General features: G+C 71.9%; 20 protein-coding genes and 1 riboswitch. Of the genes, 5 read left to right on the top strand and 15 right to left on the bottom strand.

The window, feature by feature from the left end:
• Positions 1 to 15: 15 nt before the first annotated feature.
• The 9 genes from eno to ACFY8O_RS26655 form a co-directional block, all read right to left on the bottom strand.
• A complete protein-coding gene (gene eno, locus ACFY8O_RS26695) occupies positions 16 to 1,302 on the bottom strand; it encodes a phosphopyruvate hydratase (protein ID WP_145808991.1) in 1,287 nt (428 codons plus the stop codon).
• Between the two features lie 362 nt (positions 1,303 to 1,664).
• Entirely contained in the window at positions 1,665 to 2,351 is a 687-nt protein-coding gene (locus ACFY8O_RS26690) for a transglycosylase family protein (protein ID WP_387906527.1), read from the bottom strand.
• Positions 2,352 to 2,491: riboswitch (cyclic di-AMP (ydaO/yuaA leader) on the bottom strand.
• A gap of 322 nt (positions 2,492 to 2,813) precedes the next feature.
• Positions 2,814 to 3,809, bottom strand: coding sequence for a transglycosylase family protein (locus tag ACFY8O_RS26685; protein ID WP_387906524.1), 996 nt, complete (start codon positions 3,807 to 3,809; stop codon positions 2,814 to 2,816).
• Positions 3,810 to 3,914: 105 nt separating this feature from the next.
• A complete protein-coding gene (locus tag ACFY8O_RS26680; protein WP_387906522.1) occupies positions 3,915 to 5,210 on the bottom strand; it encodes a cytochrome P450 family protein in 1,296 nt (431 codons plus the stop codon).
• Positions 5,207 to 6,193, bottom strand: coding sequence for a nucleoside triphosphate pyrophosphohydrolase (locus ACFY8O_RS26675; protein ID WP_145808999.1), 987 nt, complete (start codon positions 6,191 to 6,193; stop codon positions 5,207 to 5,209). Before ACFY8O_RS26675 ends, ACFY8O_RS26680 begins: the two co-directional genes overlap by 4 nt.
• 29 nt (positions 6,194 to 6,222) lie before the next feature.
• Entirely contained in the window at positions 6,223 to 6,879 is a 657-nt protein-coding gene (locus ACFY8O_RS26670) for a SurA N-terminal domain-containing protein (RefSeq protein ID WP_387906519.1), read from the bottom strand.
• Positions 6,880 to 7,048: 169 nt separating this feature from the next.
• Positions 7,049 to 8,605, bottom strand: a complete 1,557-nt coding sequence (locus ACFY8O_RS26665; protein WP_387906516.1) for a serine/threonine-protein kinase — start codon at positions 8,603 to 8,605, stop codon at positions 7,049 to 7,051.
• Positions 8,602 to 9,225 (bottom strand): hypothetical protein, encoded by a 624-nt coding sequence (locus ACFY8O_RS26660; RefSeq protein ID WP_387906513.1) that lies wholly within the window; start codon positions 9,223 to 9,225, stop codon positions 8,602 to 8,604. The genes ACFY8O_RS26665 and ACFY8O_RS26660 overlap by 4 nt, the downstream gene beginning before the upstream one ends.
• Positions 9,226 to 9,373: 148 nt before the next feature.
• Positions 9,374 to 11,482, bottom strand: a complete 2,109-nt coding sequence (locus ACFY8O_RS26655; protein WP_387906510.1) for an N-6 DNA methylase — start codon at positions 11,480 to 11,482, stop codon at positions 9,374 to 9,376.
• 214 nt (positions 11,483 to 11,696) lie between these two features.
• Between ACFY8O_RS26655 and ACFY8O_RS26650 the strand changes: the two genes are divergently transcribed.
• The gene (locus ACFY8O_RS26650; protein WP_387906507.1) at positions 11,697 to 12,518 is read left to right on the top strand and encodes a DUF4190 domain-containing protein; all 822 of its coding nucleotides are present in this window, start codon (positions 11,697 to 11,699) and stop codon (positions 12,516 to 12,518) included.
• A 212-nt stretch (positions 12,519 to 12,730) separates the two neighbouring features.
• Here ACFY8O_RS26650 and ACFY8O_RS26645 read toward each other — a convergent pair whose 3' ends face one another.
• Positions 12,731 to 13,489, bottom strand: a complete 759-nt coding sequence (locus ACFY8O_RS26645; protein WP_145809010.1) for an N-acetyltransferase — start codon at positions 13,487 to 13,489, stop codon at positions 12,731 to 12,733.
• A 214-nt stretch (positions 13,490 to 13,703) separates the two neighbouring features.
• Positions 13,704 to 14,030, bottom strand: coding sequence for a hypothetical protein (locus ACFY8O_RS26640; protein WP_387906504.1), 327 nt, complete (start codon positions 14,028 to 14,030; stop codon positions 13,704 to 13,706).
• Positions 14,031 to 14,182: 152 nt separating this feature from the next.
• On the opposite strand from ACFY8O_RS26640, the gene ACFY8O_RS26635 reads away from it, so the two are divergent.
• On the top strand, positions 14,183 to 14,953 hold the full coding sequence (locus tag ACFY8O_RS26635; RefSeq protein ID WP_387906688.1) for an HNH endonuclease family protein: 771 nt from the start codon (positions 14,183 to 14,185) through the stop codon (positions 14,951 to 14,953).
• Positions 14,954 to 14,968: 15 nt separating this feature from the next.
• Here ACFY8O_RS26635 and ACFY8O_RS26630 read toward each other — a convergent pair whose 3' ends face one another.
• Entirely contained in the window at positions 14,969 to 15,835 is an 867-nt protein-coding gene (locus ACFY8O_RS26630; protein WP_387906502.1) for an SCO6745 family protein, read from the bottom strand.
• 102 nt (positions 15,836 to 15,937) lie between these two features.
• Between ACFY8O_RS26630 and ACFY8O_RS26625 the strand changes: the two genes are divergently transcribed.
• Positions 15,938 to 16,540 carry a TetR/AcrR family transcriptional regulator gene (locus ACFY8O_RS26625; RefSeq protein ID WP_387906499.1) on the top strand — a complete coding sequence of 201 codons (603 nt, stop codon included), beginning with the start codon at positions 15,938 to 15,940 and terminating at the stop codon, positions 16,538 to 16,540.
• Here the strand turns inward: ACFY8O_RS26625 and mfd are convergent.
• A complete protein-coding gene (gene mfd / locus ACFY8O_RS26620; RefSeq protein ID WP_145809016.1) occupies positions 16,518 to 20,048 on the bottom strand; it encodes a transcription-repair coupling factor in 3,531 nt (1,176 codons plus the stop codon). The genes ACFY8O_RS26625 and mfd overlap by 23 nt on opposite strands.
• 181 nt (positions 20,049 to 20,229) lie before the next feature.
• On the opposite strand from mfd, the gene ACFY8O_RS26615 reads away from it, so the two are divergent.
• Complete coding sequence (locus ACFY8O_RS26615; RefSeq protein WP_351270147.1) at positions 20,230 to 20,472, top strand: type II toxin-antitoxin system Phd/YefM family antitoxin; 243 nt, start codon at positions 20,230 to 20,232, stop codon at positions 20,470 to 20,472.
• A complete protein-coding gene (locus tag ACFY8O_RS26610; protein ID WP_387906494.1) occupies positions 20,472 to 20,846 on the top strand; it encodes a type II toxin-antitoxin system VapC family toxin in 375 nt (124 codons plus the stop codon). Before ACFY8O_RS26615 ends, ACFY8O_RS26610 begins: the two co-directional genes overlap by 1 nt.
• Positions 20,847 to 20,945: 99 nt before the next feature.
• Here the strand turns inward: ACFY8O_RS26610 and ACFY8O_RS26605 are convergent, their stop codons facing one another.
• Entirely contained in the window at positions 20,946 to 23,525 is a 2,580-nt protein-coding gene (locus ACFY8O_RS26605; RefSeq protein ID WP_387906491.1) for an ABC transporter permease, read from the bottom strand.
• Positions 23,522 to 24,310, bottom strand: coding sequence for an ABC transporter ATP-binding protein (locus ACFY8O_RS26600; protein ID WP_145809020.1), 789 nt, complete (start codon positions 24,308 to 24,310; stop codon positions 23,522 to 23,524). The genes ACFY8O_RS26605 and ACFY8O_RS26600 overlap by 4 nt, the downstream gene beginning before the upstream one ends.
• Positions 24,311 to 24,411 lie beyond the last annotated feature (101 nt).

Here is a 24,411-nt window from a genome sequence, read left to right as displayed (position 1 = left end):
CCCGGACTCGGGCTGTCAGCCCTCGAAGCGGAACCGCGGGAACGCCGAACGGCCGGCGTAGACCGCGGCGTCGTCGAGGATCTCCTCGATGCGCAGCAGCTGGTTGTACTTGGCGACGCGGTCCGAGCGGGCCGGGGCGCCGGTCTTGATCTGGCCGCAGTTCACGGCGACGGCGAGGTCGGCGATGGTGACGTCCTCGGTCTCACCGGAGCGGTGGGACATCATGCACTTGAAGCCGTTGCGCTGGGCCAGCTCGACGGCGTCCAGCGTCTCGGTCAGCGAACCGATCTGGTTGACCTTGACGAGCAGGGCGTTGGCCGAGCCCTCCTCGATGCCACGGGCGAGGCGCTCGGGGTTGGTGACGAACAGGTCGTCACCGACGATCTGCACCTTGGAGCCGATCTTGTCGGTGATGACCTTCCAGCCGGCCCAGTCGTCCTCGTACAGCGGGTCCTCGATGGAGACCAGCGGGTACGCGGAGACGAGCTCCTCGTAGTACTCGGTCATCTCGGCGGCCGAGCGGGACTTGCCCTCGAACTCGTAGACGCCGTCCTTGTAGAACTCGGACGCGGCGACGTCGAGCGCGAGCGCGATGTCGCGGCCGGGCACGTAACCGGCCTCCTTGATGGCCTCGACGATGAGGTCGAGGGCGGCACGGTTGGACTCGAGGTTCGGGGCGAAGCCGCCCTCGTCGCCGAGACCGGTGGACAGGCCCTTGGTCTTCAGGACCTTCTTCAGCGTGTGGTAGATCTCCGCACCCCAGCGCAGGGCCTCGGAGAAGGACTCGGCGCCGATGGGCGCGATCATGAACTCCTGGATGTCCACGTTGGAGTCGGCGTGCGAGCCGCCGTTCAGGATGTTCATCATCGGAACGGGCAGCAGGTGCGCGTTCGGGCCGCCGAGGTAGCGGAACAGCGGGAGGTCGGAGGCCTCGGACGCGGCGTGCGCCACGGCCAGCGAGACACCGAGGATGGCGTTGGCGCCGAGGGAGCCCTTGTTCTCGGTCGCGTCCAGGTCGAACATCGCCTGGTCGATGAGGCGCTGCTCGGTGGCGTCGTAACCGACGAGCTCCGGGCCGATCTGCTCGATCACGGCGAGGACGGCCTTCTCGACGCCCTTGCCCTGGTAGCGGTTGGGGTCGCCGTCGCGAAGCTCAATGGCCTCGAACGCACCGGTGGAGGCGCCGGACGGAACAGCAGCACGTCCCGTGCTGCCGTCGTCGAGGCCAACCTCGACCTCGACCGTGGGGTTGCCCCGGGAGTCGAGGATTTCCCTGGCTACGACGACGTCGATGGACGGCACGAGGCATCTCCTTCTGGGATCTGACACTGGTTGTGCAGGGTCACTGTGGCCTTGCGGCACGAGCCTAACCGGCTCCGCCTGATCCGTCGGCCGTCCGCCCGTCCCCTGGGACGAAAAAGGACCCAAGGACCTGCATTACGGGCAAAGCTCCAGAATTTTACTGGCAAGTAACTACAACAGTTGAACGAAAGCCCGCCCCGAGGGCCCCGCCGGCCTCCGCCGGGCGAAGCGCTCCGGGGCCCGCCCCCGGGCCCCTCGGAGCCCTGGACACGGCACGGCCCGGCGCGCAGGGGGGTGAGCACGCCGGGCCGGGCCGCCGGGGCAGGAGGAAGGAACCCCGGGCCCCTTCGGGTGGAGCCGGACTACTTCAGGTGGAGCTGCTGACCCGGGAAGATCAGGTCGGCGTCGTCGACGATGTCGTCGTTCAGCTCGAACAGCTTCTCCCAGCCGCCCTTGACCTTCTTCGCGTCGGCGATCTTGCTGAGGGTGTCGCCGGCCTTCACCTTGTACTCGCCGTCACCCTTCTCGACCTTCTCGCCGGTCGGGGTCGTGACGGTCTCCTCGGCCTTCGGCTCCGTGCGCTTCTCGCTGCGCGAGGCGGGCTGCTCGGCCGTGCGCTCGGGCTGAGCCTTCTCGGCCGAGCCGGAGCCGGTGTCGACACCCGGGTCCACACCGTCATCGGTCAGACCGCCGGCACCGGCACAGGCCCAGGCGCCCGGGCCCTGGAGGTCGAGGAGCTTCTCGGCCACGGCTATCTGCTGGTCCTTGGTGGCCAGGTCGGCACGCGAGGCGTACTGCGTACCGCCGGCGGCGGCCCAGCTGGACTGCGAGAACTGCAGCCCGCCGTAGTAGCCGTTGCCGGTGTTGATGGACCAGTTGCCACCGGACTCGCACTGGGCGACGGCTTCCCAGGTCTCGACGGAGGCGGCCGAGGCGTTGGTGGCGCCCATCAGCGGCACGGCGACGGCGGCACCGGCGACACCCGCCAGGGTGGCGACACGGACGGCCATGGACGGGCGGCGGTGCTTGCCCTTGCTGGAAAGCAGCATGGTTCTCCTCACCGACGCCTACGAGGTGAGCTGTCGGGTTCGGGCCTGTGAGTTGCCCGGTCGCCCGCACTCGCGGACGACTTCACCCCGAGCCTTCCCCGTGCCCGTCTTCCGACGGCCGGGTCCGGCGCTTACCTGGGTCCCCCGCTCCTGCCTACGGCGCTTTACGCGTCGGTTCCCTTCGGCCGACGGCAGGATTCGGCGTGACGGTCGAAGGTGCCCGCGGTGCGAGCGGCTCCGACCGTAAACACACCCAACCCCGACATTCAAAGGTGGACATAACGGTTAATCAGCCCGTACCGGAACGACACTCGATGCCGTTTGCGCAGGTCGGAGCCGATATGGGCGGACGGGACGGGCCGGAGGTACCGATCGAAGCAAAGAGACCCATGTCTCACTTACGCATAAGTGGACATAGGCCTCTGAACTACCCCTGGTTTCGGGGTGTTTTGCCGCTTTGGATCAGTTGTCCGCCGAGGCCTTCGCCTGGGCGTCCTGACCACCCTGGGCCCCCTGGGCGTCCTGGCCCTCCTGCTGCTCCGCCGCGAGGCCGAGGTCGAGGTTCTGGCCGGGAAGGATCAGGTCCGGGTCGGAGCCCAGCTCGTCCTTGTTGGCCTCGTAGAGCGCGGGCCAGCCGCCGGGGAGCTCCTGGGCGTCGGCGATCGCCGAGAGGTTGTCACCCGTGCGCACGGTGTACGTGCCCGCCGCGTCCTGACGCGCGTCCGCGTCGCCGCGGGAGGCGTGCCGGCCGGACTCGCGGCCGTCCTCCAGGCCCGTCTCCACGCTCGACTCGGGGGCGGGCGTGCCGCGGTGCTTGCCACCCTTCGACGCGTCGCCCTTCGAGGCGTCCGGGGTCTCGGACGTCTCGCGGGACGGCGGGGCGGACGGCGAGGCGTCGGAGTCCGCCGACGGACCGGTCCTGCCGGACGTGTCCGTCGTGTCGTCCGAGCCGCCCTCGACCTTGCCGCCGGCGCCCTTCGAGGCGTCCCGCGAGGCCTCGGAGGAGGGGGTCTCGGACGGGGTCGCGCTCTCCGTGGTCCCGTCGGAGGGCTCGCCGCCCGGGTCGACACCCGGCAGCGTCCCGTCCAGGGCGAGCCCGGAGATGACCGCGCAGCTGGGCCAGGCCTGAGGCCCCTTGTCGTCCAGCACCTTCTCGGCGACCGCTATCTGCTGCGAGCGGCTCGCGAGGTCGGCCCGGGGCGCGTAGTCGGTGCCACCGTAGGCCGACCAGGTGTCCTGCGAGAACTGCAGCCCGCCGTAGTAGCCGTTGCCGAGGTCGGCGCTCCACATTCCGCCGCTCTCGCATTCCGCGACCCGGTCCCAGGTCGTGGCCTCGGCGGCCTGGGCGCCGCCCGCGCCGAGCAGCGGGATGGCGATGGCCGATCCGGTGACGCCTGCGGCGACGACGATGGCGGGTGCCTGGCGAGGGCGACGGTGTCTGCCGGTCGCGGAGCCCATGGGATTGCCTTCCGTGTGACTGACATGTGACGGGTGAGTCGAACGGTGAACCTAGCCCTACTCGAACGTGTGTCACAAGTCGATGCAGCGGAGATCACGTGAAAGTCACAGACTTGACAGAGTGTCACTTCTTTCGCCGGAGACACCCGGCCGGAACTCGACGGGAAGCGTGCGCAGTCCACGCATGATGAGCCCGCCACGCCATCGCAAATCGGCAGGTTCCACGGCGAGCCGCAGGTCGGGGAGGCGCCGGAGCAGCGTCGCGAGAGCCACCTGGCCCTCCAGCCGGGCGAGCGGGGCGCCCAGGCAGTAGTGGATGCCGTGCCCGTATCCGAGGTGCTGATTGTCACTGCGCGCGAGATCCAGCGTGTCCGGATCCTGGAACCGTTCCGGGTCCCGGTCCGCGGCGGCCAGCACCACCAGGACGGGGTCCCCCGCCGCGATGTCCCGGCCGCCGAGCGTCACGGGTTCGGTGGCGTAACGCCATGTCGCGAGCTCCACCGGCCCGTCGTACCGCAGCAGCTCCTCGATGCCCGTGGCGAGCAGATCCGTCTCCCCGGCGGCGAGCGAGCGCTCCAGGCGCGCGCGCTGGGCGGGATTGCGCAGCAGCGCGTAGGTGCCGTTGCCGATGAGGTTCACGGTCGTCTCGAAACCGGCGAACAGCAGGATGAAGGCCATGGCGGCGGCCTCGTTCTCGCTGAGGTGCTCGCCGTGGTCGCTCGCCCGGATCAGCCCGGAGATCAGGTCGTCGCCGGGATTCTTCCTCTTGCGGTGGATGAGTTCAGCGAGATACCCCCGCATCTTCTTGACCGACCGGGCCACCCCGCCGCGCGGCCCGCCGCCGTGCCGGATCATCATGCCCGCCCAGTCGCGGAAGTCGTCCTGGTCCTCGGGCGGCACTCCGAGCAGGTCGCAGATCGCGTAGATGGGCAGCGGGAAGGCGAAGTCGTGGATCAGGTCCGCCTTCCCCTCCTCCACGAACGTGTCGATGAGGCGGTCCGTCAGCTCCTGCACACGGGGCGCGAACTCCGCCACCCGGCGCGGGGTGAACGCCTTCGACACCAGCCGGCGCAGCCGGGTGTGGTCCGGAGGGTCGATGTTGAGCAGATGGGTCATCAGCTCCGCCTTGCGCTCCCCCGGGATGCCCGTCTTCCCCTTGGCGTTCGCGGGCCCCGCGTGGTGCGCCGGGTTCTTGGAGAGCCGGGTGTCCGCGAGGGCCTGCCGGGCGTCCGCGTACCGGGTCACCAGCCAGGCCTCGACCCCGCTGGGCAGCGCCGTGCGGTGCACGGGGCTGTTCTCACGGAGCCAGGCGTAGGCGGGGTACGGGTCGGTCGCGAACTCCCAGGTGAAGAGTTCGGGTGCCGCGTCGGGCGCGGAGGGGGTGCCGGGGCTGTCGTTCACTCCTCGACGCTATCGGGACCGGTCCCGAGCCCTTCCGCCGCCCGGATCGCGTCACGGTAGGCCCGGGCGGCGGCCCGCAGCGCGGCCTCCGGGTCGACGCCGTCCCGCTCGGCGCCCACGGCGAGGGCGAGCAGCCGGTAGCCGACCCCTTCGCCCTGGGGCAGCGCGGCGTCGAGTCCCGCCGTACGGGCGCGGCTGCCCAGCTTGGCCGCCAGCGCCAGACCCGGCTGGCCCAGCGGCACCCCGTCGGTGACGGAGGCGCGCTGCTTCTCGATCGCCTTCGTCCGCAGCCAGTGCGCGCGGACGTCCTCCGGGGTCTCGGCGGTCTCGTCGCCGAACACGTGCGGGTGGCGGTGGATCAGCTTGTCGACGATCGTCCCCGCCACGTCGTCGATGCCGAACGGCTCCTGCGGGTCCTCCTGGGCGATGCGCGCGTGGAAGACCACCTGGAGCAGCACGTCCCCGAGCTCCTCGCGCAGCTCGTCCCGGTCACCGTCCTCGATGGCCTCGACCAGTTCGTAGGCCTCCTCGATGGCGTACTTCGCGAGGCCCTCGTGGGTCTTCTGCGAGGTCCACGGGCAGGCGAGCCGGATCCGGTCCATCACCTGCACCAGGTCCAGGAGCCGCGCCCCGGGCAGGTCGTACGAACCGGGCAGCAGCTCCAGGTCCGGCATCTGCACCCGGCCGGAACCGCCGAGGCGCGCCAGCCCGTCGGTGAGCGGCTGGTTGCCCTCGCCGCCCACCAGCACCACCACGGTCCGGCCGCCCGCGCAGTCGTCCACCAGCTCCTCGGCCGAGGGCGAGGCGTACTCGACGGCGACGCCCGCCTCCCTCAGGTACGGCAGCTGCGGGTGGTCCCGTTCGGCGCACACCACCCGCTCCGCGGCGCGCAGCGTCTCCCAGGCGGGCCAGGACAGCAGCCCGGGCGCGACCCGGTGGCTGGCGGTGAGCAGGACGATACGGCCGGGGTCTTCAGCGTTCACGCCTCGAACCTACCTCCGGCCGGACGGGGTCAGGCGCCTGCCTCGGGCTCCTGCGCCTGGAAGGTGGTGACCTGGGTGATCCACGGCGCCTTGTACGTGCTCAGCTGGACCTTCTCGTCGTCCCAGCTGCCGTAGCGCGGATTGACGTCGATGTGCAGGGCCTTCGACGCCTCGGTGAGCGCCTTCCCGACGGCCGCCTGGCCGTCCGGGGTCTGCAGGTCGGCGCCGAGGGCCTGCGCCAGCTTCGGGAGCTGGACCTCCTTGCGCAGGTCGTCCTCGATCTGGTCCGGGGCCACCCAGCGCTGCTCCAGCATCACCGTCCGCAGCCCCTCGTCCCCCCCGGACTGCTCGGCGGCGGCGGCCTGGACCTGCTGGATCTCCTTACGGCTGACGCTCACCCCGGCGTCCTTCGCCGCCCGGTCCAGGACCCGGCCGAAGATCAGGCTGTGCAGCTTCGCCCGGTTCAACTGCCCGGACTTCTTCACCAGTTCGTCGGACTGCCCGGACGTCCGCTGCGCGCTGCGCACGTCGGACGCCTGCGCCTGGACCGTGGCCACGTCGATCCGGTCGCCGCCGACCACGGCCGCGGCACCCGGATGGGCCTCGCTGCCGCAGGCGGTCAGGAGCGGGGCCGCGAAGAGCGTGGCGGCGGAAAGGGCGAGCGCGGTGCGACGACGGCGGTGCAAAGGAGCCTCCCGGGGAGAGTTTGTGCATCAGTGCACAAAGCCTTGCGGTGATCGATGTTAGGCAGTGGACGTGATTCGGGCCACTGCTTGGACCAACGATTTCCGGACCGGTCAGTGTGGGGTCGCGGCCGAAAACCCCTTCGGCTCACCTTTTCGGCCACCGCCGGGCTCACACCGAGCCGCGGACGTCCTGGTGATGGGTCAGTTGACGGCGCAGCTCCGTGGGGAGCGGATGGTGGGGGCCGTAGGCGCGCTCCGTGTCGTACAGGAGGGCCTGCAACTGGGCGCGTCCCGCCGCGTGGTCGCCCACCCCGAGCAGCAGGTGGCCGATGCGGTGGCGGATGTCGAAGGCCCGGCCGGGGCCCTCGGAGTGCGCGTAGGCGTTCTCGTAGTACGGGAGGACGGCGCGGTACTCGGCCAGCGCGGCGGCGGCCTCGCCGAGCTGCTCCAGGCACTGCGCCGCGTCGTAGCGGAACTGGAGGGTCTGGGAGTCCGCGGGGCCCGCCTCCGCGGTGCGGTCGTCGGCGAGCCGGCGGAGCTCGGGGAGGGCGCGGCGGTACTGGCCGTCGTCCATCAGCGTGGCCGCGTACTGCTTGCGCAGGATCCGCACGACCGGTGAGTGCTCGCCGTGCTCGGCCGCGGCGGCCGGAAGGATGCCCCCGAGGATGTCGACGGCCTGGGTGATGCGGCCCTCCCCCAGGAGCCGCTTCACGTCGTCGACGGCCTGCGCCACGTTCGGGCGGGCCGGCGGCTCGTGCGGTGGGGACGGGACCTGCTGGGCGGGGACGGGCGAGGACGCCGGGACCGCCGCGCGGTCGGGCCAGGGTGCCTGCGGGCGGAGGAAGGGGCGGGTGGGGTCGAGCGGCCCGGCCGGTGAGCCCCCCGACGGCAGCAGGGGCCGCAGGCACTCGTAGACCTCCTGCGCGGAGGCGGGCCGGTGCTGCGGATCCTTGGAGAGCAGCCGCAGGACGAGCGCTTCGAGCGCCTCGGGGACCTCGGGCCTGAGATGGCGGACCGGGAGGGGCGGCTCGTAGAGATGGCGGTGCAGGACCCCCAGGGCGGTGGAACCCGCGAACGGCACGTTCCCGCTGAGGAGTTCGTGCAGGAGCACCCCGAGGGCGTACAGGTCCGTGTACGGGCCGACGGCGCCGCCCATCGCCTGCTCGGGCGCCATGTAGGCCGGGGAGCCGATCGGCGAGCCCGTGTGCGTCAGACGGGTCGTGTCGGTGTCCATGACCGAGGCGATGCCCAGGTCGAGCACGGTGAGCGTGCCGTCCGGCTTGACCATCGCGTTGCGTGGCTTGAGATCGCGGTGGACGATCGGCACGGCGTGCACGGCGGAGAGCACCGCGCAGAGCTGTGCGGCGATCGCGACCGCCCAGGGCCACGGGTAGGGGTCGTGCTCGGCAAGGTGGTCGGCGAGGTCGGCGCCCTCGACGTACTGCATGACGAGGTAGAGGTCCTCGCCGTCGCTCCCCGCGTCGTGGACGGTGACCAGACCGGGGTGGTCGACCTGCGCGGTGACCCGGCACTCCCGGACGAACCTGCGGCGCAGGTCGTCGGCGGCGACGCTGCCCGACGGGCCCGCGACCCGGTCGGGGCGCAGGAGCTTCACCGCGACCCTGCGGTCCAGGCGCTGGTCGTACGCCGTCCAGACCTGCCCCATGCCGCCCTGGCCGAGAATGGTCGCCAGCTCGTAACGCCCGGCGATGACACGTCCGTTCACCGGCCGTCGCCCTCCTTGCGGAGGTAGTCACTCAGCTCGTCGAGCTCGGCACGCACCTGGTCCAGACGCTGGGGCGCGGCGGGCCTGGCGGGGTCGGACGGGGCGGTGGCGGCGGGCCGTTGCGGCGGGGTCTGGGGGTAGCCGTAGGACGGGGTGGGCGTCACGGGCGGGACGGGGAGGGTCTGCTGTCCGTATCCGGCGGCCGGCTGCGCGGCGACCCCCGGGTGCGGGGCCCCGTAACCGTACGGGACGGCCTGCGGGCCGCCGTACGGGCCGTAGTGGCGGATCTCGGCGTAGAGGTAGTAGGTGACCGTGCCGGCGAAGAGGACCAGCATCCAGGTGAGCGTGATGAGCGCCTGGGCGTCCGACATCACCTCCTCCTCGTCCGGCAACGACCCGAGATAGGCGATGAGTCCGACGTTCAGCGCGAACACGAGGGCGAGCAGCCACCAGTCACGCTGCTTGCGGGTCACGATCGCCAGTCGCAGCATGGCCGCCCAGGCGAGGAGTCCGCAGCTCAGGAAGGTGAGCGCCACGAAGACCACGCGCAGCGTGACCAGCGCGGCCGAGGACGGACGACGCTTCGGCTGCTGCTCCGGCGGATAGCCGTAGCCGTGCATGTGCTGCTCCCGGAGGGCGTGGATCGGACGTGTGCAGTGAGCGTATACACCGACACGGACAACCGGTCCCGGGTTGTGCACAACCGTTGTGGTTCCCGTCACGGTTCACCGCGAGCGCTCCACCTCACCCGTCGCCTCAGGGCTCACCTCACCCGGGGGCGACCGTGCCCTCGGTGAGCCCGTCGTACATCCCCTGCACCAGCTGCCCGCCGAGCCTCCCCGCCGTACGCAGGGCGTCCTCGAAGTCGGCGAGGGCCTTGAACTGCTCCCCGTAAGCGCGCTGTTCGGCCAGGGGCAGGCGCGGCACCTGGAGGCGGCGGGCGTCGAGCCGTGTCGCGGTGGAGGCGTAGCTGCTGGCCTGCCTGCTGTTGGCGGTGGCCCGCAGGAAGCCGGCGAGGAACCAGGGGTCCAGCGCGGCCGGATCCGGGCGCAGCAGCTGGAGGTTGCGGCCCAGCGCGGCACCGGCGGTGGCCTCGTCGACGACCCTGGCCACCGAGCCGCCGCCCAGGACCGGCACGACGACGTCCCCCTGTTCCAGGAGGAGCGGCTCGGTCTCCGGAGATGCCGGCGGCGCGGAGGCCGTACCGCTCGGGGCCGTACCGCCGAGGACGTCGTGCTCGGTGAGGACCCGCGTGGCACCGCTCGGCGCACCGGTGCCGGTGCGCAGGTGCAGGGCGCCCGCGCGGGCCAGTTCACCGACGGTGGTGAAGGGCCGCCGGGCCGGGTCACCCGGCACGGCGGGCGGCGGGGTGAGCCGGGTGGTCAGCTTCAGGGTGTCGTCCAGCCGCTTGCGTACCCGGACCAGCTCGGCCGCTCCCCCGCCGGCGGCCTGCGGCGGCAGGTGGCGGGCGGGGGCCAGGTCCACGTCGTCGTCGAGCAGTTCGATGACGGGGACCGCCCGGCTGGTCCCCGGGCGCTCCTCGACGGGCTCCCGGCGCCCCGGCACGTCGAAGGCGGCCCAGGCGTCGAGCACCGCGCCGCGCAGGGCGGGCCAGTCCAGCCGGTCACGGCCGGAGGGGGAGCCCGCGGACTCGGGCTCCGCCGTGTCGACGACGAGCAGTTCGGGCGCCGGGGGCTGCTCGGCTCCGGGCTTGCGGAGCACCCAGATGTGGAGCGGAATGCCGTACGGGGGCGCCGCGCCGGCCGGGAGCGCGACGACGGCGCGCAGCGCGCCGCGGCGCAGCAGATCGGCGCGGATGCGGCGGCCCGAGCGCCGCGAGGCGGCGGCCGGAGGCATCAGCACCACGGCGGTTCCGCCTTCGCGGAGGTGGGCCAGGGCGTGCTGGACCCAGGCCAGTTCGGACTCGGTGCGGGCGGGGAAGCCGTACTCCCAGCGCGGGTCGTAGGCCAGCTCGTCGTGTCCCCAGTTGCGCTCGTTGAACGGGGGGTGGCACAGCACCGCGTCCACGGTGAGCCCGGGGAAGGCATCGGTGCGCAGGGTGTCACCGGTCCGGACGGCCGGAGTGGACCCCTCGGCCCCGCCCCCCGGGGCGTGCAGGGCGAGACGGAGCGCGGTGAGCGCGGCCAGGTCGGGGTCGGCCTCCTGTGCGTACAGCCCGGTGGGCCGGCCCACGGCGCGCAGCAGGGCGCCGGTTCCGGCGGCGGGGTCGAGCACCGTGCGCGAGACCCGCCTGCCGTTCGTGCCGGCGGCGTCCCGGGGCGGCTCCGCGAGGTCGGCCATCAGCTCGGCGAGACCCGGGGGCGTGAGTGTGTACTGGCGCGGATTGGCGTCGAGCTGCCGTCCGAAGAGGAAGTCGAAGGCCTGCCGGGCCCCGGTCTCCGCGGCGAGTTCGGCGACGGCGCGCAGCAGCGGCACGGACGGGAGGAGCGCGGCCTCGGTGGGGGTGGGGACGGCCCGCACGGCTCCCAGGCGGTCCGCGAGGACGTGGTCGACGGCGTCCGGCAGGACCCCCGCCATCCGGGCGTCCGACACGGCGGTGATCTCCAGCCAGGCGGTGGGCCTGTCCCGTACGAGCAGGAGGGCGCAGCCCGCGTGGAGGAGGCCGGTGACAGCACCGGCGGGGTGACCCGCCAGCTGCTGCCAGACCCGTTCGCGCAGCGGGATCTCCGCGAGCTTGCCCTGGTCGCGGAGCCACTCCTCGACCTCGGCGAGGGCGAAGGAAGGGCTGGCCTCCGTCCCGCCGACGGGCTTCGGGAAGTCGGCGTGCCTGCGGCGCCAGTTGCTCACGGCGGCACGGCCGACGCCCGCGAGCCGGGCGATTCCGGCGGCGGTCACCTCTGTCGAGTTCTCCGGCACTGGCCTGTCTCCCGTTCCGCGCACATCCGTGTCGCCTGCTGTGTGGGTGAGCATACCGATCTCGCCCTACCCATCGGTTCACAGGACACACAACCAGTACCCGATGTGAACAGTGTTGACTTGGTTCACAGCAACTGGTCTCATTGACCCACCGCACACCGCAAAGGTGCGCGACACCGCTCACATCTCCCGGTCTTCCCCGAAGGGCACATCCATGTCCCAGTTCACGCAGCAGCCGCAGCCCCAGCCCCAGCAGCCGTACGCACCGGCACAGGCGCCCGGCACGCACCCCGCCCGCAACGGCCTCGGTATCGCCGCTCTCGTCCTCGGCATCATCGGCACGGTCTCGGGGCTCATCCCGCTGCTCTTCTGGCTCGCGGGGATCCTCGGCCTCATCGCCCTGATCCTGGGGCTCTCCGGGCGCGGACGGGCCAAGCGCGGTGAGGCCACCAACAAGGGCGTGGCCACCTTCGGCGCCGTTCTGGGGCTCGTGGCGCTGGTGCTGTCGGTGGTGGGCGCCGTCCTCACCTTCAAGGCGGTGGACGACGTGGTGGACGAGATCAAGGACTCCGCCCCGGCGAGCGCGGCGGCGAAGCCGGCGGAGTCCGGCGGCGACGCGGCGAAGGACGACGCCAAGGGCACGGCCGAGACCCTGGAGGCCGGGGACACGGCTGTGTACGAGGACGGCCTGGAGGTCACCGTCAGCGCCCCCACCGCGTACACCGCCGACGAGTTCGCGATCGGCCACACCAAGGGCAACAGCGCCTACACGGTCTCGGTCGTCATCGAGAACAAGGGCAAGGAGAAGTTCGACGCGACGCTCGCCTCCGTCGACGCCCGTGCGGGACAGGACGGCGTGGACGCCGAGCAGATCTTCGACGGCGCGGTGGGCGAGGGCTTCAGCGGCACGGTCCTGCCGGGCAAGAAGATCACGGCCGAGTTCGCCTTCGACGCCCCGGCCGACGCGGAGAACCTCACCGTGGAGGTCTCGCCCGGCTTCGACTGGGACGCCGACCAGTGGGACCTGAAGCTCTGACATGACGCCCGGCCACATCCGAGGACGCCCCTCCGCCGCTCACCGGAGGGGCGTCCTCGGATGTGGCCGGCCCGGCTCATGGCGCGGAGGTCACCGGCCCGGCCCCGCTCCCCGGCGCGGCCGGCCCGCCCCGGGCCGGACGTGCACGACGCGGGCTTCCGGCCGTCCGGGGCCGGCGGGGCGGCCCGGTCCCGGGACGCGGCCGGTACGCCCTACCGACCGCCGCTGGTGGAGTGCCGCACCCAGACGTTCGGCTCGACGTACACGGCGTACCCGTGCGCGGGCGAGCAGAGCACCGGAACCAGCGCTCCCGGGACCTCCACCGGCCCCTCCGCGTCGAACGGCAGCCCGGTCCACGCCCGCCAGCGCTCCAGCGAGCCGCTCACGGTCATCGACACGGGGGCCACCGACTCGACGACTCCGCCCGCCCGTACGTGGACCCGCAGCCAGGGGTCGACGGGCAGCCCGTCCTCCGGCCGGGTCCGCCGGGCGTACTCCTCCATCGGCACGGCGGCGTCCGCGTGCTTCGCGCTCGGCCGGACGGGGGCCACGAGGTCCCGGAATCCGAGGCGCCGCGTGTTCTCCCGCATCGCGGCCACCATCTGCCCGGATATGCCCTGGCCGAGCCGTCCCGCCGCGACCGTGATCTCGATCGCGCTCACGGTGTCCGGAGTGCGCCCGTGCCGCAGGTCCGAGAACGCCCACAGCAGCACCTGGTCCCAGCCGCCCTCCGGCAACTGCCCGCGTCCGGGCACCCCGAGGGCGAACGGCACGCTGTACCCCCTGGCCGCCACGGCACCCTCGGCATCGGTGGCGACGAGGACGTACTCGGGGAACTCCACGGCGATGCGGGGGAAGTTCGCCCAGCCCACCAGGTCCTCCAGGACGAAGGCGGGCCAGGTGTCGGGCATGTCGTCCAGCGCAGCGGCGAGTTCGGGCCGCTCGGCGAGCGTGGTGATCTTCACGTCCATCCGGCCACCGTAGACAGGGCACCCCCCGGCTCCAACCGGTTTTGGCGCGCCCGCGGACGCGCGCCCGCAGGTCGGGCATGCCCGGCCGAGCGCTCCCCGTACGGCCGGGGGCTCCGGATGCGAACGAGCCGCTCAGCAGGCCGCTCCGGCCACGAACGAGCCGCTCAGCGGGCCGCTCCGGGGGCCGACGGGCACTCCGCGGGCCGCTCCGGTCTCACACGTAACTGCCCACCACGAGCGCGCCCGTCGGCACGAGACTCAGCAGGACACAGGCCGGCCAGTACAGCCGCGCGTCCAGCGCAGCCCTGCGGCCCAGCGGCTCGTTGACCAGCCACCGGATGATCCCGAACACCGCGACCACCGGCACGACGACGATCAGCCAGAGCATCATGCCGTCGTTCTCCGTGGGCTCCCGCACGGTCCAGCCGGCGTCCGCGAACGGGCCGTTGGCCAGGACGTACCAGACCAGCCACGCGGGAACGACACCCGGAACCCCGAGCAGCAGGTTCACGCCCACCGCCGTCAACCGCCATCTCACCATGGTGCTCAGTATCTGCACCGCCGCCCGGCGTCTCGCGCCCCCCTCCGGCCGGCCCAGGATGCCCCCTCCCGGCCTCCCGCCTCCTGCGCCTACCCTGATGCCTCGTGACCCGTCTCCGTGCAACGCCCTCGTCCCCCCGCCCCGCAGGGCGCATCCGGCTCTCCCGAGGCCGCGCCGCCGGCTGCGCCGCCCTGGCACTCGGGGCACTGCTGACCGGGTGCGACGGGACCGGCCTCCCCGACGGCGGCGGCCTCCCGGGCGGCGGGGTCTCCTCGGCGGCCTCCGGGGGGCAGGGGACCAGCCCGCTGGACGACCCGGACGGCACGAAGCCGGGCCTCGCGGCGATCTCCTCCCAGGAGGACGAGGCGACGGGCCGCGCCCTCATCGAGAAGCTGTCCACCAAGGGACGCGGACCGAAGACGGGGTACGAACGCGACAGGTTCGGCTACGCGTGGATGGACACGGCCGACGGCGTCCCCCTCGCCAGGAACGGCTGCGACACCCGTAACGACCTGCTGAAACGGGACGGCCAGGACATCGAGTTCCGCTCCGGCTCCGACTGCGTGATCGTCTCGATGACCCTCCACGACCCGTACACGGGCAAGGACATCGCCTGGAAGAAGACGGACGCCTCAAAGGTCCAGATAGACCATGTGGTGCCGCTGTCGTACGCCTGGCAGATGGGCGCCGCCCGCTGGCCCGAGAGCAAGCGCAAGCAACTCGCCAACGACGTGCTCAACCTGCTGCCGGTCGAAGGCCGGGCCAACAGCGCCAAGAGCGACTCCGGGCCGGCGTCCTGGCTGCCGCCGGACAAGGCGATCCGCTGCTCCTACGCCGTGCGGTTCGCGCAGGTCGCCCGGAAGTACGAGCTGTCCGTGACGACCGCGGACAAGCAGGCGATGCTGACGCAGTGCGGAGGGTGAGGCGGCACCTGCCCCTCAGACCTTCCCGATGCCGAGCGTCGTCTCGGACGGCAGCAGCCCCGAGCCGATCACCTCCACCCACAGCGGCCCCAGCAGCTCCGCGAGCCTCTCCCGCTCCTCGCCGTCGAGCGCCGCCCAGGGCCCCGAAGCGGCCTCGTCCGTACGCCGTTCGACCTCCGCCCGCAGGGCCCGCCCGGCCTCCGTGGCCGTGCCGTCCGCCTCCAGCAGTCCCCGCCCGGCGAGCCGGCTCCGGGCCGCCTCCCACTCCTGCGCGCTCCACCCCCGGCTCGCGAACACCTCCGGGCGTGCGGCGCCGACGGCCGCGAAGGAGACCAGCGACTCCACCGGGTCCAGGCCGGCCTCGATGAGCGCCGCGACATGGCCGTCCCCGCGATGCTCCCGCAGGACCGTCGCCGCGTGCCAGAGCGCCAGGTGCGGTGCCTCGGGCCACGGGAGCGCGGCGTTGGCGGCGGCGAGCGGACGCCCCGTCACGTCAGCGGCCCGCGCCGCACGGCTCACGAGCGCGGCGGCCTCGGCGAGCTCCGGACCCTGGACGCGCTCGCCGAACAGCGCGCGGTAGGCCCGGTCCACCGCCCGGCTCCGCGCCGCGAGCACCTCGTGCGGGGCGGCCACCGACCAGCCCCCGGGAACGTAGGACCCGGTCATCGCCGGGCTGAAGCTGTGGAACACGGCGGTCACCCGCTCCGCCCCCGCCGCGCCGAGCGGGGAGGCACGCCACGCGAAGTAGCTCGGCCAGCGCTCGTCCGTGGCATGGCCGAGCGCGGCGGCCTCCTCGAAGGCCTCCGGTGCGTAGTAGACGACGGCGTGCAGCGGCTCCAGCAGATGCCACATCCGGCGTGCCGCACCCAGATCGTCGGACATGTCCAACCTCCCGCTCGACCACATCTTGTCGGTGACTAGATCCCCAGGGTGCGCCCGTCCCGCGAACTTGTCAATGCCTAGATTCCGCGTACCGTACGTCCCATGACCAGTGAGCGCAGCTACCACCACGGCGACCTGCGGCGGGCCGTCCTCGCCGCCGCCCTCGACGTCATCCGGACCGACGGCCCCGACGCCCTGTCCCTGCGCGACCTGGCCCGCCGCGCGGGCGTCTCGCACGCCGCGCCGGCCCACCACTTCAAGGACCGCACCGGCCTGCTCACCGCCGTCGCCGCCGAGGGCTACACCCTCTTCGCCGACGCCTTGGCCGACGCCCCCGGCCTACGGGAGCGAGGCGTCGCCTACGTCCGCTTCGCGTCGGGGCACCCCGCGCACTTCCAGGTGATGTTCCGTCCGGAGCTCCTGCGCGTGGACGACCCCGCCCTGCTCGCCGCCAAGGCCCGCGCCACCGAGGAACTGCGCGCCGGGATCGGCGAACTCCCGCACTCGGGCCGGGGCCGCGACGCCCGGCTCGCCGGCATCGCCGCCTGGTCCCTGGCCCACGGCTTCGCAACCCTGCTGCTCAGCGGCAACCTGGACGAACCGGTCGGCGGCCGGGACCCCGGAGAGGTGTTCCACCAGCTGACCGGCTTCCTCTTCAGCGGCCCCGCCCCCCTCGACGGCCCTACGACCCCAGGATCGTCGTGAGGAACTCCCCGGTCCACGACAGGAGTTCACGCCCCACCACCGGCTTGCCGCCGATCCGGCCCGCCGTCGGCCGGGGTACCAGGATCTGGCGCGCGGCCGGCTTGAAGACCGTCTTCGGGTGCAGGCGCTTCAGCCGCAGCTCCTGTGACTCACGCAACTCCACCGGGGCGAAGCGGATGTTGGGCCCCTGGAGCACGATCTCGCCGACACCGCAGGCCCGGGCGAGCATCCGCAGCCCCGCCACCAGCAGCAGGTTCTCCACCGGCTCCGGCAGCTTGCCGTAGCGGTCGGTGAGTTCCTCGCGCACCGCCCGGATGTCCTCCTCCGAATTCGCCGAGGCGATGGCGCGGTACGCCTGGAGGCGCAGCCGCTCCCCCGGGGCGTAGTCGTGCGGGACGTGCGCGTCGACCGGGAGCTCGATCTTGACCTCCAGCGGCGGCTCCTCCTCGACCCCGCCGTCCACGGCCGCCCGGTAGTCGGCCACCGCCTCGCCGACCATCCGGATGTACAGGTCGAAGCCGACCCCCGCGATATGGCCGGACTGCTCGCCACCGAGCAGGTTTCCGGCGCCACGGATCTCCAGGTCCTTCATCGCCACGTACATGCCCGCGCCCATCTCCGTGTGCTGGGCGATCGTCGCCAGCCGCTCGTGCGCGGTCTCCGTCAGCGGCTTCTCCGGCGGATACAGGAAGTAGGAGTACCCCCGGTCCCGGCCACGGCCGACACGGCCGCGCAACTGGTGCAGCTGGGACAGCCCGAAGTTGTCGCCGCGCTCCACGATCAGCGTGTTGGCGTTGGAGATGTCGATGCCGGACTCGACGATCGTCGTGGAGACCAGCACGTCGAACCGCTTCTCCCAGAAGTCGACGACGACCTGCTCCAGCTGGCTCTCCCCCATCTGCCCGTGCGCCGTCGCGATCCGCGCCTCGGGCACGATCTCGCGCAGCCGCGCCGCCGCCCGGTCGATGGACTCGACGCGGTTGTGGATGTAGAACACCTGGCCCTCACGCAGGAGTTCACGCCGCACGGCCGCGCCGATCTGCTTCTCCTCGTACGGGCCGACGAAGGTCAGGACCGGGTGCCGCTCCTCCGGGGGCGTCGTGATCGTCGACATCTCCCGGATGCCCGTGACGGCCATCTCCAGGGTTCGCGGGATCGGCGTCGCCGACATGGTGAGCACGTCCACGTTGGCCCGGAGCTTCTTCAGCTGCTCCTTGTGCTCGACACCGAAGCGCTGCTCCTCGTCGACGATGACCAGGCCCAGGTCCTTGAACTTCGTCTCCGACGAGAACAGCCGGTGCGTGCCGATGACCAGGTCCACGGACCCGTCCTTCAGGCCTTCCAGCGTCGCCTTGGACTCGGTGTCCGACTGGAAGCGGCTCAGCGCCCGTACGTTGACGGGGAACTGGGCGTACCGCTCGGTGAACGTGCCGAAGTGCTGCTGCACCAGCAGCGTCGTCGGCACGAGGACCGCGACCTGCTTGCCGTCCTGGACCGCCTTGAAGGCGGCGCGCACCGCGATCTCCGTCTTTCCGTAGCCCACGTCGCCGCAGATCAGCCGGTCCATCGGGACGGACTTCTCCATGTCCTCCTTGACCTCGGCGATCGTGGACAGCTGGTCGGGAGTCTCCGCGTACGGGAAGGCGTCCTCCAGCTCGCGCTGCCAGGGGGTGTCCGGGCCGAAGGCGTGGCCCGGGGCGGCCATCCGCGCCGAGTACAGCTTGATCAGGTCGGCGGCGATCTCCTTGACCGCCTTCTTGGCCCGCTGCTTCGTCTTCGTCCAGTCGGCACCGCCGAGCCGGTGCAGGGTCGGGGCCTCACCGCCGACGTACTTGGTCACCTGCTCCAGCTGGTCGGTCGGGATGTACAGCCGGTCGCCGGGCTGGCCGCGCTTGGCGGGGGCGTACTCGACGAGGAGGTACTCACGCGTCGCGCCCTGCACGGTGCGCTGCACCATCTCGATGTAGCGGCCGACGCCGTGCTGCTCGTGGACGATGAAGTCGCCCGCCTGGAGCGTCAGCGGGTCGATGGACTTGCGGCGGCGGGCCGGCATCCGGCCCAGGTCCTTGCTGGCCGTGCGCTGCCCGGTCAGGTCCGTCTCCGTGAGCACGGCGAGCTTCAGACCCGGGTCGACGAAGCCGTGGTCGACGGCGCCGCACGAGACGTGGACGAGCGACGGCGTGATCTCGCCGAGCTCCGGGTCGAGCCGGGCCGCGATCCCCTCGCCGCCGAGCACCTCGACGGTACGGGAGGCGGGCCCCTGCCCCTCCGTGACGTACACCGTGCGCCAGCCCTCGGCCAGCCACCCCTTGGTGTCCGCCAGCGCCCGGGCGGTGTCGCCCCGGTACGCCTCCGGGGCGTGCATCCCGAGCTTCAGGGTGTCGTCGTCCAGCTCGTCGTCCGCGGCGAACGGGGAGACCGACCACCACAGCATGCCCAGCTCGCGCGCCCGGTCGCGTACGTCGGCGATGCCCCACAGTGAGGCCGCGCCCACGTCGATCGGCGCCTCGCCGCCGCCGGCGGTGGCCGCCCAGGATGCCTGGAGGAACTCCTGGCTCGTCGCGACGAGGTCCGCCGCCCGCGTCCGCACCCGCTCCGGGTCGCAGACCACCGCCATCGAGCCCTCCGGCAGGACGTCGAGCAGCAGCTCCATCTCGTCCACGAGGACCGGGGCCAGGGACTCCATGCCCTCGACGGCGATCCCCTCCGCGATCTTCCCCAGCAGCTCACCCAGCTCCGGGTGCTCCTCGGCCAGCGCCGCCGCCCGGCCGCGTACGTCCTCCGTGAGCAGCAGTTCACGGCAGGGCGGGGCCCACAGGCCGTGTTCGGCGACCTCCAGGGACCGCTGGTCGGCGATCTTGAAGTACCGGATCTCCTCGACGTCGTCGCCCCAGAACTCCACCCGCAGGGGGTGCTCCTCGGTCGGCGGGAAGACGTCCAGGATGCCGCCGCGCACGGCGAACTCGCCGCGCTTCTCGACCAGCTCCACGCGGGCGTACGCCGCTGCCGCGAGCGCGTCCACGACCTCGCCCAGATCCGCGGTCTGCCCGCCCGACAGCGCGACGGGCTCCAGGTCGCCGAGGCCCTTGACCTGGGGCTGGAGCACCGAGCGGACCGGGGCGACGACGACCTTGACGGGGCCGGTCTCCGGGTCGTCCTGCCGGGGGTGCGCAAGCCTGCGCAGCACGGCGAGGCGGCGGCCCACGGTGTCCGAGCGGGGCGAGAGCCGCTCGTGGGGCAGGGTCTCCCACGAGGGGAACTCCGCCACGGTGTCGGGGGGCAGCAGGGTCCGCAGCGCCGCCGCCAGGTCCTCGGCCTCGCGGCCGGTCGCGGTGACGGCGAGCACCGTGCGCCCGGCGTCACGGGCCAGTGCGGCCACGGCGAAGGGGCGTGCGGCGGGCGGACCGACCAGGTCGACATGGGCCCGGTGGCCGTCCGTCGCGGCCTTCACCGCTTCTTCGAGCGCCGGGTCGGTGACGACGACGTCCAGCAGACCGTGCAGGCTCATGAAGGTTCCGTCCGGTGTGGCGAGTGAGCAACGCGAAGGGCCCGACACGTGGCACGGGCCGGGGGCTCCAGCGTACGACGCCGGTGTGTCACTCGCGCGAGGGAACGCCGTTGTCCGTACGGCGGCAGCGGGGCTAGCCTTAGTCCGGTAGCTAGTCCACTTATGGCCCGAGCGAGGCGTCATGGAAGCAGCCCGGCAGTACAACGTGCACGAGGCGAAGACCCACTTCTCCCGGATCCTGCAACAGGTCGAGACCGGCGAGGAGGTCGTGATCAGCCGGGCCGGGGAGCCGATCGCCAAGGTCGTACCGCTGCATCCGAAGGTGCGACGGACCGGCCGCGGTTCGCTCCGGGGGCAGATTCACATCCCCGACGACTTCGACGAGCTCCCGGACGACATCGCCGAAGCCTTCGGGATGCGCTGATGCGTCTTCTGCTCGACACCCATATCGCTCTCTGGTGGCTCGACGACTCCCCCGAGCTGTCCGAGGAGGTGAAGGACCTGATCGACACGGAGCCCGCAGTGTTCCTCAGCGCCGCGAGCCCCTGGGAAATCGCCATCAAGCAGTCTGCCGGAAGGCTCGCGGGACCCGACGACCTGGCTGAGCGGGTCCGTGACTGCCAGCTGACGAGCCTCGCGATCACCGCGGGACACGCGGTCGAGGCCGGCCGCCTCCCCCCGCTCCACCGTGACCCCTTCGACCGCATCATCGTCGCCCAGGCCCAGACCGAAGGGCTGACGGTCGTCACCCGCGACAAGTGGATCCCCCAGTACGACGTGCCGGTCCTGCACGCCTGACGAAGCGGAAAGGCAGACGAAGGCAGCGGACACGGACCGGCCCCGGGGTGTTTGGAGGAACACCCCGGGGCCGGTCCGGTCATCCTACGTCCGCCGCCGTCACCCGTCCGTGGCGATCGCGTTGAGGACGTTCATCCGGCCGGCCCGGAAGGCCGGGACCAGTGCGGCGAACAGCCCGACGAAGGCGGAGGCGACGAACACGGTGAGGATCGTCGGCCACGGGATCTCCAGGACCCCGAGGCCCTCCAGCGCCAGCAGCTTCTGCGCCGAGGTGCCCCAGCCCATGCCCAGGCCGAGTCCGAGCAGGGCGCCGAACAGGGCGATGACCACCGACTCCAGCCGGATCATGCGGCGCAGCTGGCGGCGGGAGAGGCCGATCGCCCGCATCAGGCCGATCTCCCGGGTCCGCTCGACCACCGACAGGGCCAGGGTGTTCACCACACCGAGCACCGCGACGATGATCGCCAGGGCGAGCAGGCCGTAGACGATGTTCAGCAGCTGGCCGATCTGGTCCTTCAGGTCCTCCTTGAAGTCGGCCTGGTTCTGCACCTTGTACTGCGGGTACGCGGCGAGCGAGCTCTTGAGGGCCGCGTACGCCTCCTTCTCCTTGCCGTCCTCCGCCGCCGCGAACATGATCATGTTCTGGGGCATCGTGTCGGCGTCGACGTACCGCTCGGCGGTGGTGATGTTGGTGTACATCGCCCCCTGGTCCACGTTCGTGTCGTCCGAGGTGATCGCGGCGACCTTCAGCTTCGCGGTGTCACCGGCCTTGAAGGCGACGGTGATCTCGTCACCGACCTCGATCTTGTGCAGCGTGGCGTAGTCGGAGCCCACCGACATGGCGTCCGTCCCGTACGCCTTCGCCAGGTCGCCGGCGACCGTCGTGCGCCGCAGGTCCCGCGGGTACGTCGGATCGGCCGCGGTCACGTGCTCGTCGGCGGTGGAGCCGTCGGGGTTGGTGAACGTCGCCGCCAGCACCTTGTAGTCCGTCACGTACTCGATGCCGGGCACCTTCTCGATGGCCTTCGCGGCCTGCGGCACGATGAGCTGACCGGTGTTCGACTGGACGATGAAGTCGGTGCCGACCGACTTGTCGAGCTCGTCGGTGGCGGAGGCGACCATGGACGAGCCGACGACCGACAGGCAGGCCACCAGGGCGAGGCCGATCATCAGGGCCGCTCCGGTCGCTCCCGTACGCCGGGGGTTACGCAGCGCGTTGCGCTCGGCGAGACGGCCGACCGGACCGAACAGCCGCAGGACGACGGCGCCCAGCGCCCGCACCACGATGCCCGCCAGCAGGGGGCCGATCACGATGAAGCCGATGAGGGTGAGGACCACGCCCAGCCCGAGGTAGAGCGAGCCCTCGCTCGCCTTCTCCGCCTGGGTCGTCGCCCACAGGCCTGCGGCACCGGTCCCGGTCAGGACCAGGCCGATTCCGGCACGGACCCATCCGGACCTGGCGTCCGCCGGGGTTCCGGCGTCCCGCAGGGCGGCCATCGGGGAGACCTTGCCGGCCCGCCGGGCGGGGACGTACGCGGCGAGGACCGTGACGACGATGCCGAGCGCCAGCCCGATCGCCGGCGTCGTCCAGGCGACGGTGAGGTCCTTGGTGGACAGCTCCATCCCCATCGCGCCCATCAGCTTCATCAGCCCGACGGCGAGCCCGATGCCGGCCCCGACACCCAGGACCGACCCGACGACACCGAGGAGCACCGCCTCGACCAGCACGGAACGGTTGACCTGCTTGCGGCTGGACCCGATGGCCCGCATCAGGCCGATCTCGCGGGTGCGCTGGGCGACCAGCATCGAGAAGGTGTTGACGATCAGGAAGATGCCGACGAGGAAGGCGATCCCGGCGAAGCCGAGCATGGCGTACTTCATGACGTCCAGGAAGGAGCCCATGGAGTCCTTGCCGGCCGCCGCCGCCTCCTTCTGGGTCTGCAGCTTGTACGCACCCGAGTCACCCAGGGCCGCGGCGACGTTCTTCTTCAGTTCGGTGTCGGTGACGCCGGGTTCGGCGGTGACCGAGACGTGCGTGAAGACGCCGGACGCGCCCAGCAGCCTCTGCTGCGCGGTGGCGGTGTCGAGGTAGACGACGGCCGCACCGGGGTTGGTCACCGTGAACGAGGCGATCCCGGTGATCTTCGCCCGGATGTCACCGGTGACGGCGATGGTGCGCACCTCGTCGCCGAGCTTCAGGTGGTGCTTCTCGGCGGTGTCGGCGTCGATCATGGCCTCGGTCGGCCCGCGCGGGGCGTGGCCGGAGGTGATCTCCATGGACCGCAGGTCGTTGCGGGTCCAGTTGCCCGCGATCGTGGGGGCCCCGGAGTCGGACCCGAGGTTCTTGTCGTGGCTGTCGACGAGGGTGACGGACATGCTCGTGACCGCGCCCTCGGCCCTCTTCACCCCGTCGGCGCCGGCGACCTCGGCCACGACGGAGGCGGGGAGCGCCTCCGGCTTGCCGTTCTCCGGGACGTCGGTGACCTCGGCCTTCTTCGGGCTGACCGTCACATCGGCGGACGTCGCGGCGAAGAGCTTGTCGAAGGTGGTGTTCATCGTGTCGGTGAAGACGAGCGTGCCGCACACGAACGCCACCGACAGCAGGACCGCGACGGCGGAGAGCGCCATCCGCCCCTTGTGCGCGAGGAAGTTGCGCCTCGAGGTTTTCCACACGGTCATGACGTCCGCCCGCGCGCGTCGAAGTCCTTCATCCGGTCCAGGACCTGCTCGGCCGTCGGGTTCTGCATCTCGTCGACGATGGAGCCGTCCGCGAGGTAGAGCACCCGGTCCGCGTAGGAGGCGGCCACCGGGTCGTGGGTGACCATGACGATCGTCTGGCCGAGTTCGTCGACCGACTTCCGCAGGAAGGACAGCACCTCGGCGCCGGCCCGCGAGTCCAGGTTCCCCGTGGGCTCGTCACCGAAGATGATCTCCGGCCGGGCGGCGAGCGCGCGGGCCACCGCCACCCTCTGCTGCTGGCCTCCGGAGAGCTGGGTGGGCCGGTGCTTCAGGCGCTCGGAGAGACCGACGGTCTCCACGACCTGGCGCAGCCACGCGGCGTCGGGCTTACGGCCCGCGATGTCCATCGGCAGCGTGATGTTCTCGATCGCGTTCAGGGTGGGAAGCAGGTTGAACGCCTGGAAGATGAAACCGACGCGGTCCCGGCGCAGCTGCGTGAGCTTCTTGTCCTTGAGGCCGGTGATCTCGGTGTCGGCGAGGTGGATCTGCCCCGAGGTCACGGTGTCCAGGCCGGCCAGGCAGTGCATCAACGTCGACTTGCCGGACCCGGACGGTCCCATGATCGCCGTGAACTGCCCGCGGGCGATGTCCACGTCGACGTGGTCGAGCGCGACGACCCGGGTCTCCCCCGACCCGTACGCCTTCACGACCTGCCGAGCTCGCGCGGCGACGGCCGTACGCCCTCCAGTGTCCCCGTGCCTGGGAATGGTTACAGCCGTTGTCACGGTAAGTCTCCTATGTCGGTCGATGCCTGGACGTCTCTGTGTACGTTCCGAGTCTGGGTCGCGAGGGGGGTCGGGCGCGCTGGTGCCCGGCGCAGTCTTCG

Origin of the sequence: Streptomyces argenteolus, assembly GCF_042902585.1 — a bacterium.
Classification (GTDB): Bacteria; Actinomycetota; Actinomycetes; order Streptomycetales; family Streptomycetaceae; genus Streptomyces; species Streptomyces argenteolus.
Note: the sequence above shows the minus strand (reverse complement) of the source record. Positions and strands in the feature narration are given on the sequence as shown.